Source organism: Pseudomonas nunensis (assembly GCF_024296925.1).
GTDB lineage: Bacteria > Pseudomonadota > Gammaproteobacteria > Pseudomonadales > Pseudomonadaceae > Aquipseudomonas > Aquipseudomonas nunensis.
On the sequence record NZ_CP101125.1, the window covers coordinates 5148573 to 5165171 of the forward strand.

The following is a 16599-nucleotide window of genomic DNA, read 5'->3' on the forward strand; positions in this document are numbered from 1 at the left end:
CTCTCTATTAGAGTTGATGGCCAGTAGACAGCCCTGATTGTTCTTCTAGAATGCAGCCCTTATCAACTTGGAAAGGATTCTCGGATGATCAACGCCCAACTGCTGCAAATGGTGATCAACGCCTCCAACGACGGCATCGTGATTGCCGAGAAGGAAGGCGAGCAAGACGCCATCCTGATTTACGTAAACCCGGCCTTCGAACGCCTGACCGGTTACACCAGCGAAGAAATCCTCTACCAGGACTGCCGCTTCCTGCAAGCCGGCGACCGCGATCAAGACGCGCTGGCGACGATTCGCCAGGTATTGGCCAGCGGCGGTTCGTGTCGGGAGGTGCTGCGCAATTACCGCAAGGATGGCACTCCGTTCTGGAACGAGCTGTCCCTTTCGACGGTTAAAAACGAAAGTGACGGACAAACTTATTTTGTCGGTGTACAAAAAGATGTGACCGTTCAAGTCAAGGCACAGCAGCGAGTTGCGCAGTTGGAAGCACAGGTGGCTGAATTGCAGGCCGAGTTGGCGGCACTTAAAACGACGAGCGGCGCAAACAAATCTGCGAATTAATTGTCATTAACTACAATCACCGATGACTTTGTAACTTTTATTTACGAGCAAGCCATGCAACGCGACGCACTCTTGACCCAGGATGAGCTGGATTTCATCCAGACCATGCAGCACAACCCGCAGCTAAATGTGCGGGATGCAACGTCGAGCCTGCTCGTCAACGGTGGCTCGCAAATCCGCGATCTGCTCACGCGCCTCGCCGCCCACGAACAGGTCACCATCCAGGCCAACTTCGAAAACCAGCAAATGACCTTCCCGCTGCATCTGGTGGAGGATGAATTCCACGCGCTGCATTTGCGGTTGGGCGTGCCGAGTATTTTTGAAGACGGGCCGATGGTCCGACCATGGCGCCTGACACTTGAGGAGCCGGTCGCGCTGGAAAATGCCAAGGGCCAGCCCGGCACGATGTGGGTCCACGAAGTGTCATTCAAAGGGGTTTTGCTGGAAGTTCGCAACAAGACCAAACCGCCGAAGCATTTCGCCCTGTGGTTCAGCCCGTCAGGTTATGAGCGGATCGCGTTGCGCGGCACGTTCGAAAGGGAAACCGAGCAAGGCTTCTTCGCCTACCAGTTAAGTCAAAGCGACAAGGACGAAACCGAACGCTTGCGTCAGTTCATCCTGCAGCAACATCGCCTGACCCATCCTGCCCTGCACGTTTGAGTTTCAGGTATCCAGGCGACCTGCCAGGAATTGCTTCAGACGCTGGCGCATCAACAAACCTTCGTTACCCAGACAACCGATCGACGACCCGGCCAGGTGCTCCTGTGCCAGGTCGGACGCATCACCGGCGAGCATCAGTTGGCAATCCAGGCTCATGGCCAGGCGATTCAAGCGTCGTGGCAATTCCGGCGCAGGCAGGTGATTGGAAAACAGCACCAGCGCCAGGGGTTTGATTCTTTCGCAGACCAGGGTCAGCTCATCGAATGGCTGGCCGATCGTCAGCACACGCACACCCGAATCCGCCCCGCTCAAAAACAGCGCCGCCACCAGCAATTCCAGTTCATGACATTCACCGGCCAGCGCGCTGACAACGACCCGGCGCGGTGAAGTATCTCGAATCAGCAACAGACGCTGCGCCACTCGTGAACGCAGGAACGCATCGAAGAACAGCCATTCGCTGGTCTGGCCGAACGCTTCCTGACGCTGCAACAATTGCTTCCAGAGCGGCATCAGAATGTCCTGGAACACCACGGGCAGTGAGTAGCTGGAAAAAATCTGCCCGTAGACCCGCTCCAGTTGTACGTCGTCAAACGCACTGACCGCGGCCTCGACCTGCTGCCGCCATTGGTGGTAGTCGGCAAGCACCAGCTCGTTGGGAAAGATGTGCGAGAGCACTTTGAGCGGTTCGGTCTTGGCCAGTATCTTGCCAACTTTGCTCACCGCCACACCACGATCGATCCAGCCCAGAATGCTGCGAACCGTCTCGATATCGACCATGGAGTACAGCCGATGCCCACTTTCGGTGCGCGTCGGCTGGATCAGGCCATAACGACGCTCCCAGGCGCGCAAGGTCACCGGGTTGATACCGGTCAGGCGAGCCACTTCTCGAATAGGAAAAAGTTCTTCCCGTTCAAGGGAAGCCGCTGGCAGCAAGCCAGGGCCAAAGTCAGTCAGGGCCGGCATTTGGGGGAGATCATCCGTGGTCAAATTGGATCCTATACTAGCGCTTATTTTTCTCACTCATTCAAGCCATTGATGGATGACACACAAGAAATTGATGAGTCGACAAACGCCACTGGTTTAATTTTCATATTCGGGAATAATCCTTGCTTGTCTCAGGACGCAGCCCATCACCCCGGCGCTGTGTCTGGCGAAACTCCTACCCGGAGCGACGCAACTGCCTTACGGAGATACACAATGTCTACCTCACCCGTCACGCTGATGGTGGCGCGTCGCGTTGCCGATGGTCGTTATCAGGACCTGATCGCCTGGTTGCGTGAAGGCGAACAATTGGCCACCGACTTCCCTGGTTATCTTGGTTCAGGCGTGCTCGCTCCGCCACCCGATGATGACGAATTCCAGATTATCTTCCGCTTCGCCGACGAGCAAACCCTGCATGCCTGGGAGCATTCCGTCTCGCGCACCGCCTGGTTGGGCCGTGGCAGCGACTTGTTCGCGCATCCGACGGAACATCGGGTCAGCGGTATCGAAGGCTGGTTCGGCGCGGTGGGTCAACGCCCGCCCCGCTGGAAACAGGCCGTGGCGATCTGGCTGGCATTCTTCCCGGTTTCGCTGTTGTTCAACTTTGTCCTTGGGCCGTTGCTGGGCGAAATGAGCCTGCTGCCGCGCGTGCTGATTAGCACGTTGTGCCTGACGCCATTGATGGTCTATTTGTTTATTCCCCTGTCGACCCGCTTGCTGGCCAACTGGCTGCACAGCACGCCGACGCGGCCGTTGCCTGCGGCGCCCACCACCCAGAATCACTGATCCCCCCTGTGGGAGCGAGGCTTGTGTGGCGAGGGGGCTTGCCCCCGTTAGGCTGCGAAGCAGTCGTAAACCAGACACCGCAGTTCCAATCAAAGATTGCAGTCACTGGTTTTAGGGCCGCTTCGCGACCCAACGGGGGCAAGCCCCCTCGCCACACAATCCCGCCCTACATTGGCGAGTCCCACAATAGGTGTACGTCGCCGCGCGCTGGTATAGTTTTGCTCTAACCGCGATGCGAGCCGTTCATGACCTCTTCCGCAGCCCCAATCCTCATCACCGGTGCCGGCCAGCGTGTCGGTCTGCACTGTGCACAGCGTTTGCTCGAAGATGGCCATCGGGTGATCTTCAGCTACCGCAGCGAACGCCCCGGCGTGCAAGCGTTGCGCGATCTGGGCGCGACGGCGGTGTTCGGGGACTTCTCCAGCGAAAGCGGCATCCTCGCGTTCATCAGCGAACTCAAGTCCCACACCGACAGCCTGCGGGCGATTGTCCACAACGCCTCCGAATGGCTGGCCGAAACCCCGGACACCGACGCCCAGGCTTTTACCCGAATGTTCAGTGTGCACATGCTCGCGCCCTACCTGATCAACCTGCACTGCGCCGACTTGCTCGAACGCTCTAGCCCCGCCGACATCGTGCACATCAGCGACGACGTGACCCGCAAGGGCAGCAGCCAGCATATCGGCTACTGCGCCAGCAAAGCCGGACTCGACAGCCTGACCCTGTCCTTCGCCGCGAAATATGCACCAACGATCAAGGTCAACGGCATCGCGCCAGCCCTGCTATTGTTCAATCCCGACGACAACGCGGCGTACCGCGCCAAGGCTTTGGCCAAGTCCGCGCTGGGCATCGAGCCCGGCAGCGAAGTGATCTATCAGAGCCTGCGGTATCTGCTCGACAACCCTTATGTCACCGGCACGACCCTGACCGTCAACGGCGGACGGCACGTCAAATAAGCCGCCCCGCGAGGATGTTTCATGACGTTATCCCTGCCTCAGAACGACTTGTCCCAGAGCTATCGAGAAATCCTCATTGGCCTGGGTGAAAACCCCGACCGCGAAGGCCTGCAAGACACACCGATGCGCGCCGCCAAGGCCATGCAATACCTGTGTCATGGCTACGAGCAAAGCGTCGAGCAAATCGTCAACGGTGCGCTGTTTTCATCGGATACCGACGAGATGATCATCGTCGCCGACATCGAGCTCTATTCGCTGTGCGAGCACCACATGCTGCCCTTCATCGGCAAGGCGCATGTGGCTTATATTCCGACGGGCAAGGTGCTGGGCCTGTCGAAGATTGCACGACTGGTGGACATGTTCGCCCGTCGCCTGCAAATTCAGGAAAACCTCACCCGGCAGATCGCCGAAGCAGTGCAACATGTGACGGACGCCGCCGGTGTCGCCGTGGTGATCGAGGCCAAGCACATGTGCATGATGATGCGTGGCGTCGAGAAACAGAATTCGACCATGAACACCTCAGTGATGCTCGGCGCCTTCCGCGAGTCGAGCAACACCCGCCAGGAGTTCCTGCAATTGATTGGACGGAGCAAGTAGCAATGCCACAACTTCAACCAGGAATGGCGCGCATCCGGGTCAAGGACCTGTGCCTGCGCACCTTCATCGGCATCAACGAGGACGAAATCCTCAACAAGCAGGACGTGTTGATCAACCTCACCATCCTGTACGCGGCGCAAGAAGCGGTGCGCGACAACGACATCGATCACGCGCTGAACTACCGCACCATCACCAAGGCGATCATCGCCCACGTGGAAGGTAATCGCTTCGCCTTGCTCGAACGCCTGACCCAGGAAATTCTCGATCTGGTCATGGTCAACGAATCGGTGCTGTACGCCGAAGTGGAAGTAGACAAACCCCATGCCCTGCGATTTGCCGAGTCGGTGTCGATTACGCTCGCGGCAAGCCGCTAAGCTTCAAGCTTCCAGCTTCAAGCGGTAAGCTAACGGCCAACGCATCCCCAACTTGCAGCTTGAAGCTTGCCGCTTACAGCTGTCTCGCAGAGACCCCTATGACCGATCAACAACGCCTGGAACTTGAAGCCGCCGCCTTTCGCCGGCTGGTCGCCCATCTGGACAGCCGCAAGGATGTGCAGAACATCGACCTGATGAACCTCTCGGGTTTCTGCCGCAACTGCCTGTCCAAGTGGTACAAGGCCGCCGCTGACGAACGCCAGATCGAAGTCACCCTCGACGACGCCCGTGAAGTGGTTTACGGCATGCCTTACGCCGAGTGGAAAGCCCAATACCAGCAAGAAGCCAGCGCCGAACAACAAGCGGCGTTCGCCAAAGGAAAACCCAATGAGTGATTTGAACACCCTGCGCGCCAGCCTCAACAGCGGCGAACACGCTTTCGCCGACACCCTGGCCTTTATCGCCGCCGGTTACGACTATCAGCCGCAAGCCTTCAACAACGGTGGCGTGGAAAACGCCGCCGGGCAGAACGAAGGCTCGTGCAAGACTTTGGGCTTGGCACTGCTGGAAGGCTTGAGCGATGAAGAAGCGCTGCTGGCGTTTGGCGAACACTATCGTTCGGTAGTGGCCACGCCTGAGGGCAACGATCACGGCAATATCCGCGCGCTGATCGCGCAGGGTCTGGCCGGCGTGAAATTCACCCAGCAACCACTGACCCGCCGCTAACCGCCTTTGATGGGCGCACGGCCTGCCCACGATTAAACGCTTTTCTGTAGGAGCGAGGCTTGCCCGCGAAGGCAATCTCAAGACCGCCATCGCCGGCAAGCCGTGCCCCTGCAACACATCCCGACTTTTAAGATTGACCCGGCGACTTTATTTCGTTTGCCGGTGCCCCCTGCTCACGGCTTAGATAAAAAGAAGCAACCCTTCTTCTGAGTCAGGTATCCATGAGCAGCGAAACCATCAGCCAGTCGATCAACGTCGTGCATCCCGTCACGCTCAGCCACGGCAAAAACGCCGAGGTCTGGGACACCGAGGGCAAACGCTACATCGACTTTGTCGGCGGCATCGGCGTGCTGAACCTCGGCCACTGCAACCCGCGCATCGTCGAGGCCATTCGCGAACAAGCCACCCGGCTGACCCACTACGCGTTCAACGCAGCCCCGCATACGCCCTACCTCGAACTGATGGATCGTCTGACGGCGTTCATTCCGGTGAGCTACCCGGTCAGCGGCATGCTCACCAACAGTGGCGCAGAAGCGGCGGAAAACGCCCTGAAGATCGTGCGTGGTGCCACCGGCCGCACAGCTGTCATCGCGTTTGATGGCGCCTTCCATGGCCGCACGCTGGCCACCCTCAACCTCAATGGCAAAGTCGCGCCCTACAAACAGAAAGTCGGCGTGCTGCCGGGCCCGGTGTATCACCTGCCTTTCCCAAGCAAGGACAACGGCGTGACCTGCGCCGAAGCGCTGAAGGCGATGGATCGGTTGTTCAGCGTCGAGATCGACGTCAATGACGTGGCGTGTTTTATCGTCGAACCGGTGCAGGGCGAAGCGGGTTTCCTGGCGATGGACGTGGAATTCGCCCAGGCGTTGCGGCGCTTCTGTGACGAGAAAAACATCCTGCTGATCGCTGATGAAATCCAGTCCGGGTTTGGCCGTACCGGCGAACGTTTTGCCTTCTCGCGACTGGGCATCGAACCGGACCTGATCCTGCTCGCTAAAAGCATCGCCGGCGGCGTGCCGCTGGGTGCGGTGGTCGGGCGCAAGTCCTTGCTCGACACCTTGCCCAAGGGCGGACTGGGCGGCACCTATTCAGGTAACCCGATTGCCTGCGCGGCAGCACTGGCAACCCTGGACGAGATGACCGATGCGAACCTGAACGCCTGGGGTTCACAGCAGGAAGAAGCCATCGTCAGCCGTTACGAAGCCTGGCGCGTCAGCAAGCTTTCGCCGTATCTGGGGCGCCTGACCGGCGTCGGCGCCATGCGCGGCATCGAGTTGAGTAACGCCGATGGCTCACCGGCCTCAGCGCAATTGACGCAGTTGCTGGCCCTGGCCCGGGATGCGGGCTTGCTGCTGATGCCGAGCGGAAAGTCGCGAAACATCATTCGGCTGCTGGCGCCGCTGACCACCGAGGCTACGGTTCTGGAAGAAGGCCTGGACATCTTCGAGGCATGCCTGAAAAAACTGACCTGATCACACATCCCCTGTGGGAGCGGGCTTGCTCGCGAAAGCGGTGTGTCAGCCGACATCAATATTGAATGTTGCGCCGCCTTCGCGAGCAAGCCCGCTCCCACACTAGTCCTGTATTGACCATGAAATCGCGGGCACAAAAAAACCGGCCGAGGCCGGTTTTTTCATTTCAACGCGATCAGAACTTAACGTTCTGCAGATCGTCGAGGTAACGCTCGGCGTCCAGTGCCGCCATGCAGCCAGCGCCAGCGGAGGTGATCGCTTGACGGTAAACGTGGTCAGCCACGTCACCGGCGGCGAAGATGCCTTCGAGGTTAGTTGCAGTGGCGTTGCCTTCACGGCCGCCGTGCACCACCAGGTAGCCGTCTTTCAACGTCAGTTGACCTTCGAACAGCGAAGTGTTCGGGGTGTGGCCGATGGCGATGAACACGCCATCGACTTTCAGCTCGTCGAAGCTGCCGTCGTTGTTCTTCAGGCGAGCACCGGTCACGCCCATGTTGTCGCCCAGGACTTCGTCCAAGTTCGAGTTCAACTTGAGGATGATCTTGCCTTCAGCAACCCGGGCATTCAGCTTGTCGATCAGGATCTTCTCGGCGCGGAAGGTTTCACGACGGTGGATCAGGGTCACGGTGCTGGCGATGTTGGCCAGGTACAGCGCTTCTTCCACAGCGGTATTACCGCCACCGACCACAGCCACTGGCTTGTTGCGGTAGAAGAAACCGTCGCAGGTTGCGCAGGCCGAAACGCCTTTGCCCATGAACGCTTCTTCCGACGGCAGGCCCAGGTAACGAGCGCTGGCGCCGGTGGCGATGATCAGGGCGTCGCAGGTGTAAGTCGCGCTGTCACCGGTCAGGGTGTACGGCTTGGCAGCGAAGTCCACGGCATTGATGTGATCGAAGACGATCTCGGTTTCAAAGCGTTCGGCGTGCTCTTTCATCCGCTCCATCAGCGCCGGGCCGGTCAGGCCATGGACGTCGCCCGGCCAGTTGTCGACTTCGGTGGTGGTGGTCAGTTGACCGCCAGCCTGCATGCCAGTGATCAGCAGTGGCTTGAGGTTGGCGCGGGCGGCATACACCGCAGCGCTGTAACCGGCAGGGCCGGAACCGAGAATAATCACTCGCGAATGACGGACTTCAGACATGACCTGCTCCTGTTAACCGGCCCGAATATCTGGCGCGGAACGCCGGGTTTGCCGGCGGGAATAAAAAAGGACTGTTGAAAGCACTTGGGGAAGGCTTGAGCTCGACAGTCCTGTAAAAAGAATGGGTGCAGCGTATCGAGGGGGCGAAGATTAAGGAAATACGGTTTAACAATCCAGCTCATAGGCGGTCTCTATCCCGTTACCGTGATTTTATAGACGCCTTTGTTACAGTGAATGTCGATGCCAATGCCGCGCTTTCACCCGCCCGGCAAAGTCGGTAAGGTCGGCGCGTTTACCCTCTGCTCGGAGCACCCTATGCCCGCCCCTGTTCTGTCCGGCCCGCAATACCTGCGCGAAGGCCTCAAGCTGGTCCTGAGCCCGGGCCTGCGTTTGTTCGTGTTGCTGCCGCTGATGATCAACCTGGTGCTGTTCGTCGGATTGATTTACCTGGCCGGCCATCAATTCAGTCTGTGGGTCGACACACTGATGCCGTCCCTGCCCGACTGGCTGAGTTTCCTCAGTTACATCCTCTGGCCGATTTTCGTGGTGCTGGTGGTGCTGATGGTGTTCTTCACCTTCACCATGCTCGCCAACGTCATCGCCGCGCCGTTCAACGGCTTCCTCGCGGAGAAAGTCGAAGTGGTGGTGCGCGGCACCGACGACTTCCCGGCCTTCAGTTGGGGCGAACTGATCGAAATGATCCCGCGCACCCTCGCCCGGGAAATGCGCAAGCTCGGCTACTTCCTGCCGCGTGCCATCGGGCTGTTCATCCTCTCGTTCATCCCGGTAGTGAACATCATCGCCGCGCCGCTATGGCTGCTGTTCGGCGTATGGATGATGGCGATCCAGTACATCGACTACCCAGCGGACAACCACAAGCTCGGCTGGAACGAGATGCTCGCCTGGTTGCGCGAGAAGCGCTGGCAGAGCATGAGCTTCGGCGGGATCGTGTATCTGGTGTTGCTGATTCCAGTGGTGAACATCCTGATGATGCCTGCGGCCGTGGCCGGGGCGACGCTGTTCTGGGTGCGTGAGCGTGGCGCGGAAAACCTGGTGCCCCAGCGTACGACGTCATAAATCCATCACCGCAATGACACAATGACGACATGGCCTCAGCCGACACTGAGGTCATGACGACAGCTCTGCATATCACCCTGATCACCGAAACTTTCCCACCGGAAATCAACGGCGTGGCCAATACCCTTGGCCGCTTGTGCGATGGTTTGCGCGCGCGCGGGCATCAGGTCGAGCTGGTGCGACCGCGCCAGGGCTGTGATCGCCAGATGGGCAGTGACGATGAGTTGCTGCTGTGTCGCGGCTGGCCGCTGCCGGGTTATCCGGGGTTGCAGTGGGGTCAGTCGTCGATGCACAAATTGCTGCGCCGCTGGAAACGCCATCGCCCCGACGTGCTGTACATCGCCACTGAAGGGCCGCTGGGTTTGTCGGCCTTGCGTGCCGCGCGACGCTTGGGGATTTCGGTGGTCAGCGGTTTTCACACCAACTTCCAGCAGTACTCAAGCCAGTACGGGCTCGGCCTGCTGACGCGCCTGCTGACCCACTACCTGCGCTGGTTTCACAACCGCTCGACCCTGACTTTGGTGCCCAGCGTCAGCCAGCGGCTTGAACTGGAACGCCGGCAGTTCGAACGCCTGGCGCTGTTGTCTCGAGGCGTCGACAGCCAACTGTTTCACCCGGCCAAACGCCTGAACGCGCTGCGTGAGCAGTGGGGATTGGCGGACGATGACGTTGCAGTGATCCATGTCGGTCGCCTGGCACCGGAGAAGAATCTGGGATTGCTCAAACGCAGCTTCGAAACGTTAAAGGAGACTTATCCACAGCGAAACCTGAAGCTGATCGTGGTCGGCGACGGACCGTTGCGGATGGCCCTGGAGAAGGAATTGCCGGAGGCGATTTTCTGCGGCTCACAGCGCGGGGAAGCCTTGGCCAGTCACTACGCGTCAGGGGATGTTTTTCTGTTTCCGAGCATGACCGAAACCTTCGGCAATGTGGTGCTGGAGGCGCTGGCCTCGGGGTTGGGTGTGGTGGCGTACGACATGGCGGCGGCGGGTCAGCACATTCGCCACGGCTACAACGGCGTGTTGGCGATGCCGGGGGATGAAGAGGCGTTTTGCGATGCGGCGCGCTGGTTGCTGGAGGAAAGGGAAACCTTGCGCTGCGTGCGGCTGAATGCGCGTCAGCATGCGAGTCGCCAGGGTTGGGCAGCGATTATCGAGCAGTTTGAGGGGCAGTTGCGGGGGGCTTGTGTGCAGGGGCAGTCTCTGCCGAATGCCGCGTTATTGCCTTAAAAGCTTCGCGGGCAAGCCTCGCTCCTACAGGGTTGAGTTGTGTCGATCGGTTGTGATCGACATCAATCCCGTAGGAGCGAGGCTTGCCCGCGAAGAGGCCCTTCCAGTCGCGGCTTAAACCAGCGTCATCAACGCTTCACGGCTGAACGGCAGGATGTCTTCCTCACGACCATCACGCACTTTCTGCGCCCAGTCCGGGTCCACCAGCAGCGCACGACCGACAGCCACCAGGTCAAACTCATCGTTGTTCAAACGCTCCAGCAGTTTTTCCAGGCTGGCCGGTTGGGCGATCTTGTCGGTGTTGACCATGAACTGCAGAAACTCGCCATCCAGGCCAACGCTGCCCACGGTGATGGTCGGTTTGCCGGTCAGTTTGCGGGTCCAGCCAGCCAGGTTCAGTTCGGAACCGTCGAACTCCGGCTCCCAGAAACGTCGCGTCGAGCAGTGGAAAATATCCACGCCGGCGTCGGATAACGGCTTGAGGAATTCACCCAACGCATCCGGGGTCTGCACTAGGCGCGCGGTGTAATCCTGCTGCTTCCACTGGGAGAAACGGAAAATAATCGGGAAACCTTCGCCAACCGCCGCACGCACGGCTTGAATCAATTCGATGGCGAAACGCGAACGGTTGGCCAGGCTGCCGCCGTACTCGTCGGTGCGCTGATTGGTGCCTTCCCAGAAGAACTGATCCACCAGATAGCCGTGAGCGCCATGGATTTCCACGCCGTCCATGCCGATGCTTTGCGCGTCTTTGGCAGACTGGGCGAAGGCGGCGATCACGTCCTGGATATCTTGCTTAGTCATGCCGTGAACCACGACCTGACCGTCCTTGAGTTTTTCCGACGGGCCGTAACCTGGAACGCTGGCGTCCGGCTCAGTGCCGATACGACGCACACTGCCCACGTGCCACAGTTGCGGAACGATCTTGCCGCCTTCGGCGTGCACGGCATCAACGACTTTCTTCCAGCCGGCTAACGCAGCTTCACCATAGAAGTGCGGCACGTTCGGGTAGCCGTTCGAGGCTTTGTGACCGACGGTGGTGCCTTCGGTGATGATCAGGCCCACACCCGCAGCGGCGCGGCGACGGTAGTACTCGATCACTTTGGAGTTGGGAACGCCGCCTGGAGAAAAGGAGCGGGTCATCGGCGCCATGACGACACGGGTCGGCAGTTCGAGGGTGCCGAGGTGGAACGGTTTGAACAAGGCTTTGACGGGCATGGGACGCTCCACGGGGAAATGACTTTATGACGGCGATAATATGGAGAGTTGCCAGCCTTGAACAGCACTATTGATTGCGGTGATTAAGGTCTAAAAGGTCGAATACATGTAGGAGCGAGGCTTGCCCGCGAAGGCGTCAGATCAGCCGCTATCAATGCTGAATGACATGACGCCTTCGCGGGCAAGCCTCGCTCCTACAAGTGCAGGGGGGATTAGCTCAGAGCTTTTTCAATCGCATGGATGATCGTCGGATCATCCGGTGCCGTGCGTGGCGAAAACCGCGCCAAGACACGCCCGTCTTTGCCGAGCAGGAATTTTTCGAAGTTCCAGGTGATGTCCCCTGGAAACTCCGCGCCCTCGCCCGCCAGCAAACGGTACAACTGATGACGCTCATGACCGTTGACTTCCAGCTTGCTGGACAACGGAAAAGTCACGCCATAGTTGAGGCTGCAGAATTCCTGGATCTCTTGCTCGGTGCCCGGTTCCTGTCCTGCAAACTGGTTGCACGGCAAGCCCAGCACGCTGAAACCTTTACCTTTGTATTGCTGGTAGAGGTTTTCCAGCGCCGCGTACTGTGGGGTCAAACCACATTTGGAGGCAACGTTGACCACCAGCACGACGTGACCCTTGAAGGGTGCCAGAGGTAGATCCTGACCATCCAGGGCTTTCAAATTAAGGTCGTGGAAAGCACTCATGACGAACTCCAAATTCCCGTGTTCTTCTCGAAACAGCCACTTGGCGGCGCCGTCTGGGACAGCCGCGGACTAAAAAGGCGCCCTCGGGCGCCTCTCCAGTACTCTGAGCTTAGCGCAGAAATCAGTGGTGATGGCCACCTTCGCCATGGACGTGACCATGCGCGATTTCTTCCTGGCTGGCGTCACGGATGTCGATGATCTTGACCTGGAAATTCAGGCGCTGACCGGCCAACGGGTGGTTGCCGTCGACGGTGACATCGTCGCCGTCCAGGTCACGGATGGTGACAATTTGCATCTGGCCGTCCGGAGCGGAAGCGTGGAACTGCATGCCCACTTCCAGTTCGTCGACGCCTTCGAACATGCTGCGGCTCAAGGTGCTGACCAGTTCGGCAGCGTATTCGCCGTAGGCATCTTCAGGTTCTACGGCAACGGTCAGTTCGTCACCGACGGTTTTGCCTTCCAGGGCTTTTTCCAGGCCCGGGATAATGTTACCTGCGCCTTGCAGGTAGACCAGCGGCGCGCCGCCGGCGGAGCTGTCGATGACCTCACCAGCGTCGTTGGTCAGGGTATAGTCGATGGAGACAGCCTTATTGGCGGCGATCAGCATGGGGCGAGACCTTTTGCAGAAGAATATAGAAAGAACGAGTTTAGCGAAGCAATCGCCCGAAAGCGAACACAACCCGGACAGACGGATCGCCATGAAACCCTCAACGGTCACAGGCTTTCATCAAGACGAGGATGGACATTGGGTGGCCGAGCTTTCCTGTGGCCACACCCAACACCTGCGCCATCAGCCGCCCTGGCAGTCTCGGGCCTGGGTCCTCGACCCGGCACAACGTATTGAAAAAATAGGCCAACCCTTTGCTTGCGGTTGGTGCGCACAAGGCTCGGTTAGCGATAACCTTGGCGACTGAATTTCGGTAGACGGCCAGCCATAGGCCGCCGCCATTGCCATGCACCTCCAGAGAATCCGCATGCAAACTTTTTTTATCGCGCCCACCGATTTTGGTGTGGGTCTGACCTCCATCAGCCTCGGGCTGGTGCGTACCCTTGAGCGAGCCGGGCTGAAAGTCGGCTTTTTCAAACCGATCGCCCAACCGCATCCGGGCGACACCGGCCCTGAGCGTTCCACCGAATTGGTGGCGCGCACTCACGGCCTCAAGCCGCCGCAACCGCTGGGCCTGGCCCATGTCGAGCGCATGCTCGGCGACGGTCAGCTGGATGAGTTGCTCGAAGAAATCATCACCCTGTATCAGCAGGCGGCCGTCGGTAAAGATGTGCTGATTGTTGAAGGCATGGTCCCGACCCGCAGCGCGAGTTACGCCGCGCGGGTCAATCTGCACTTGGCCAAAAGCCTCGACGCCGAAGTGATCCTGGTCTCGGCACCGGAAAACGAAGTGCTGACCGAGCTGTCCGGCAGGGTGGAATTGCAGGCGCAATTGTTCGGCGGGCCGAAAGACCCGAAAGTCCTCGGCGTGATCCTCAACAAGGTCAAGACCGATGAAAGCATGGAAGCCTTCGCCTCGCGCCTGAAGGAACACTCGCCGTTACTGCGCAGTGGCGACTTCCGCTTGCTCGGCTGCATCCCGTTCCAGCCAGAACTGAACGCCCCGCGCACGCGCGATGTGGCCGACCTGATGGGCGCGCAGATTCTCAATGCCGGTGACTACGAAACCCGGCGCATGACCAAAATCATCATCTGCGCCCGCACCATGCGCAACACCGTGGAGCTGCTCAAGCCCGGCGTACTGGTGGTGACGCCGGGCGATCGCGACGACATCATCCTCGCGGTCAGCCTTGCCGCCATGAACGGCGTGCCCCTGGCCGGCCTGTTGCTGACCAGCGACACTCTGCCCGACCCACGGATCATGGACCTGTGTCGCGGCGCCTTGCAGGCGGGCCTGCCAGTATTGTCGGTGAGCACCGGCTCCTACGACACCGCCAACCAGTTGAACGGCCTGAACAAGGAAATCCCGATCGACGACCGCGAGCGTGCGGAGATCATCACCGACTTCGTCGCCAGCCATCTCGACGCCAAGTGGCTGCATCAGCGTTGCGGCACGCCACGGGAAATGCGCTTGTCGCCGGCAGTGTTCCGTTACCAATTGATCCAGCGCGCCCAGGCCGCCAACAAGCGCATCGTGTTGCCCGAAGGCAGCGAGCCGCTGACCGTACAAGCCGCCGCGATCTGCCAGGCCCGAGGCATCGCCCGTTGCGTGTTGCTGGCGAAACCGGAAGATGTTGAAGCCGTGGCCCGCGCACAAGGTATCGAGTTGCCGCCGGGGCTGGAGATTCTTGACCCGGACCTGATTCGCGGCAATTACATCGAACCGATGGTGGCCCTGCGCAAAAGCAAAAGCCTCAACGCGCCGATGGCCGAGCAGCAACTGGAAGACACCGTGGTGATCGGCACCATGATGCTGGCGCTGGATGAAGTCGATGGCCTGGTGTCCGGGGTCATTCATTCCACCGCCAACACCATCCGCCCGGCTCTTCAACTGATCAAGACCGCGCCGGGCTGCACGCTGGTGTCGTCAGTGTTCTTCATGCTGTTCCCGGAGGAAGTGCTGGTCTACGGCGACTGCGTGATGAACCCGCACCCGAGCGCCAGCGAACTGGCCGAGATCGCGTTGCAAAGCGCCGACTCGGCAGCGGCGTTCGGGATCATTCCACGGGTGGCGATGATCAGCTATTCCAGCGGTGAATCCGCCAGCGGCGAAGAAGTCGAGAAGGTCCGCGAAGCGACGTTGCTCGCCCACGAACAACAGAACTCGCTGCTGATCGACGGCCCGTTGCAGTACGACGCCGCCGCCAACGAAACCGTGGCCAGGCAATTGGCGCCGAACAGTCAGGTCGCCGGTCGCGCCACGGTGTTCGTGTTCCCCGACCTCAACACCGGCAACACCACCCACAAAGCCGTGCAACGCAGCGCCGATTGCGTGAGCCTCGGCCCGATGCTGCAAGGCCTGCGCAAACCGGTGAACGACCTACCGCGCGGCGCGCAAGTCGATGACATCGTCTACACCATCGCGTTGACCGCGATTCAAGCTGCCAACCGACCTATGGATCTTTAAATGCTGGATTTCCTGCCTGCCGCCGTGCGCGGTGTGATTGCCTCTTTGTTGTTGGCGCTGAACACCATTCTGCTGTGCTCGTTTCTGTTCATCGTGGCACTGTTCAAAGTGCTGCCCTTCGCCCTCACCCAGCGTTTCACGCGTTGGCTGATGAGCCACACCCACGAAGCCTGGATCAGCAATAACAAAGCGTGGATGAACCTGGTCTGCCGCACCCGCTGGCACCTCAGTGGTCTTGAGGGGCTGGACTATCAGCACTCGTACCTGATCACCAGCAACCACCAGAGCTGGGTCGACATCATGGTGCTGCAATACGTGCTCAACCGCCGTATCCAGCCGTTGAAGTTCTTTCTTAAACAAGAGCTGATCTGGGTCCCGGTGATTGGCCTGGCGTGGTGGGCGCTCGGCTTCCCGTTCATGAAACGCTACTCCAAGGCCTATCTGGAAAAGCACCCTGAGAAGAAAGGCAAAGACCTGGAAACCACCCGCAAGACTTGCGACAAGTTCCGCAACAACCCGGTGGGGATCTTCAACTTCGTCGAAGGCACGCGCTTCACCGAAGGCAAGCATGCCCAGCAGAAATCGCCGTTCAAATACCTGCTCAAGCCCAAGGCCGGTGGCATTGCGTTTGTGCTGGATGCGATGGGTGAACAGCTGGAGTCGATCGTCAATGTGACCATTCACTACCCTGCTGGTCGTCCCGGGTATTGGGATTTGCTCTGCGGTAACGTGAAAGACGTGGTGGTGCATTTTCAGGAGCTGAAAATACCGCCGCAGTTCATTGGCAAGAATTACGACCAGGACGGCGAGTATCGATTGCAGTTCCAGGGCTGGATCAATCAGCTGTGGGAAGACAAGGATGCGTTGCTGGGGCAGATGCATCGCGAATACCCAGCCAAACGCTGATCCCCTGTGGGAGCGGGCTTGCTCGCGAAAGCGGTGTGTCAGTCGACAACAGTGTTGAATGTCAGTCCGTATTCGCGAGCAAGCCCGCTCCCACATTGGAAAATCACCTGGCACAAAAAAACCCGCCGATGATCACTCATCGGCGGGTT

At 59.4% G+C, this 16599-nt stretch carries 19 protein-coding genes; 14 read left to right on the top strand and 5 right to left on the bottom strand.

Features of this window, described 5'->3' with window-relative positions; genetic code table 11:
- Positions 1-84: 84 nt before the first annotated feature.
- Positions 85-561, top strand: a complete 477-nt coding sequence (locus NK667_RS22660; protein ID WP_054616117.1) for a PAS domain-containing protein — start codon at positions 85-87, stop codon at positions 559-561.
- A gap of 54 nt (positions 562-615) precedes the next feature.
- Positions 616-1221 (top strand): hypothetical protein, encoded by a 606-nt coding sequence (locus NK667_RS22665; RefSeq protein ID WP_054616118.1) that lies wholly within the window; start codon positions 616-618, stop codon positions 1219-1221.
- Positions 1222-1224: 3 nt separating this feature from the next.
- Here NK667_RS22665 and NK667_RS22670 read toward each other — a convergent pair whose 3' ends face one another.
- Positions 1225-2184, bottom strand: coding sequence for a MerR family transcriptional regulator (locus NK667_RS22670; RefSeq protein WP_054049840.1), 960 nt, complete (start codon positions 2182-2184; stop codon positions 1225-1227).
- Positions 2185-2418: 234 nt separating this feature from the next.
- Between NK667_RS22670 and NK667_RS22675 the strand changes: the two genes are divergently transcribed.
- The 7 genes from NK667_RS22675 (at position 2419) to NK667_RS22705 (ending at position 7113) form a co-directional block, all read left to right on the top strand.
- Positions 2419-2988 carry an antibiotic biosynthesis monooxygenase gene (locus NK667_RS22675; RefSeq protein WP_054049842.1) on the top strand — a complete coding sequence of 190 codons (570 nt, stop codon included), beginning with the start codon at positions 2419-2421 and terminating at the stop codon, positions 2986-2988.
- Between the two features lie 245 nt (positions 2989-3233).
- On the top strand, positions 3234-3944 hold the full coding sequence (gene folM, locus NK667_RS22680) for a dihydromonapterin reductase (RefSeq protein ID WP_054616119.1): 711 nt from the start codon (positions 3234-3236) through the stop codon (positions 3942-3944).
- A gap of 21 nt (positions 3945-3965) precedes the next feature.
- Positions 3966-4541: a GTP cyclohydrolase I FolE gene (gene folE, locus NK667_RS22685; protein WP_054616120.1), complete on the top strand. Its 576-nt coding sequence runs from the start codon at positions 3966-3968 to the stop codon at positions 4539-4541.
- 2 nt (positions 4542-4543) lie between these two features.
- Positions 4544-4915: a dihydroneopterin triphosphate 2'-epimerase gene (gene folX / locus NK667_RS22690; protein ID WP_054049847.1), complete on the top strand. Its 372-nt coding sequence runs from the start codon at positions 4544-4546 to the stop codon at positions 4913-4915.
- Positions 4916-5013: 98 nt separating this feature from the next.
- On the top strand, positions 5014-5310 hold the full coding sequence (locus NK667_RS22695; protein ID WP_054049849.1) for a DUF1244 domain-containing protein: 297 nt from the start codon (positions 5014-5016) through the stop codon (positions 5308-5310).
- Positions 5303-5641, top strand: a complete 339-nt coding sequence (locus NK667_RS22700) for a HopJ type III effector protein (protein WP_054049851.1) — start codon at positions 5303-5305, stop codon at positions 5639-5641. Before NK667_RS22695 ends, NK667_RS22700 begins: the two co-directional genes overlap by 8 nt.
- A gap of 221 nt (positions 5642-5862) precedes the next feature.
- Positions 5863-7113: a 2-aminoadipate transaminase gene (locus tag NK667_RS22705; protein WP_054616121.1), complete on the top strand. Its 1251-nt coding sequence runs from the start codon at positions 5863-5865 to the stop codon at positions 7111-7113.
- A gap of 175 nt (positions 7114-7288) precedes the next feature.
- On the opposite strand, the gene trxB is transcribed toward NK667_RS22705, so the two are convergent.
- On the bottom strand, positions 7289-8251 hold the full coding sequence (gene trxB / locus NK667_RS22710; protein WP_054049855.1) for a thioredoxin-disulfide reductase: 963 nt from the start codon (positions 8249-8251) through the stop codon (positions 7289-7291).
- 315 nt (positions 8252-8566) lie between these two features.
- On the opposite strand from trxB, the gene cysZ reads away from it, so the two are divergent.
- Positions 8567-9328 (top strand): sulfate transporter CysZ, encoded by a 762-nt coding sequence (cysZ, locus tag NK667_RS22715; protein WP_054616122.1) that lies wholly within the window; start codon positions 8567-8569, stop codon positions 9326-9328.
- A 29-nt stretch (positions 9329-9357) separates the two neighbouring features.
- Positions 9358-10557, top strand: a complete 1200-nt coding sequence (locus NK667_RS22720; protein ID WP_054616123.1) for a glycosyltransferase family 4 protein — start codon at positions 9358-9360, stop codon at positions 10555-10557.
- Positions 10558-10671: 114 nt separating this feature from the next.
- Here the strand turns inward: NK667_RS22720 and NK667_RS22725 are convergent, their stop codons facing one another.
- The 3 genes from NK667_RS22725 to NK667_RS22735 form a co-directional block, all read right to left on the bottom strand.
- On the bottom strand, positions 10672-11775 hold the full coding sequence (locus NK667_RS22725) for an NADH:flavin oxidoreductase (protein ID WP_054616124.1): 1104 nt from the start codon (positions 11773-11775) through the stop codon (positions 10672-10674).
- A gap of 212 nt (positions 11776-11987) precedes the next feature.
- On the bottom strand, positions 11988-12470 hold the full coding sequence (locus tag NK667_RS22730; protein WP_054049864.1) for a glutathione peroxidase: 483 nt from the start codon (positions 12468-12470) through the stop codon (positions 11988-11990).
- 121 nt (positions 12471-12591) lie between these two features.
- Complete coding sequence (locus tag NK667_RS22735; RefSeq protein ID WP_008150718.1) at positions 12592-13077, bottom strand: FKBP-type peptidyl-prolyl cis-trans isomerase; 486 nt, start codon at positions 13075-13077, stop codon at positions 12592-12594.
- Here NK667_RS22735 and NK667_RS22740 point away from each other — a divergent pair.
- Genes NK667_RS22740 through NK667_RS22750 form a run of 3 tightly spaced genes read left to right on the top strand, consistent with a single transcriptional unit; the run spans position 13046 to position 16450 of the window.
- The gene (locus NK667_RS22740) at positions 13046-13384 is read left to right on the top strand and encodes a DUF3565 domain-containing protein (RefSeq protein ID WP_083471363.1); all 339 of its coding nucleotides are present in this window, start codon (positions 13046-13048) and stop codon (positions 13382-13384) included. The genes NK667_RS22735 and NK667_RS22740 overlap by 32 nt on opposite strands.
- A gap of 60 nt (positions 13385-13444) precedes the next feature.
- The gene (pta, locus tag NK667_RS22745; RefSeq protein ID WP_054049868.1) at positions 13445-15544 is read left to right on the top strand and encodes a phosphate acetyltransferase; all 2100 of its coding nucleotides are present in this window, start codon (positions 13445-13447) and stop codon (positions 15542-15544) included.
- Positions 15545-16450, top strand: a complete 906-nt coding sequence (locus NK667_RS22750; RefSeq protein ID WP_054616125.1) for an acyltransferase — start codon at positions 15545-15547, stop codon at positions 16448-16450.
- The last annotated feature ends 149 nt before the right edge of the window (positions 16451-16599 follow it).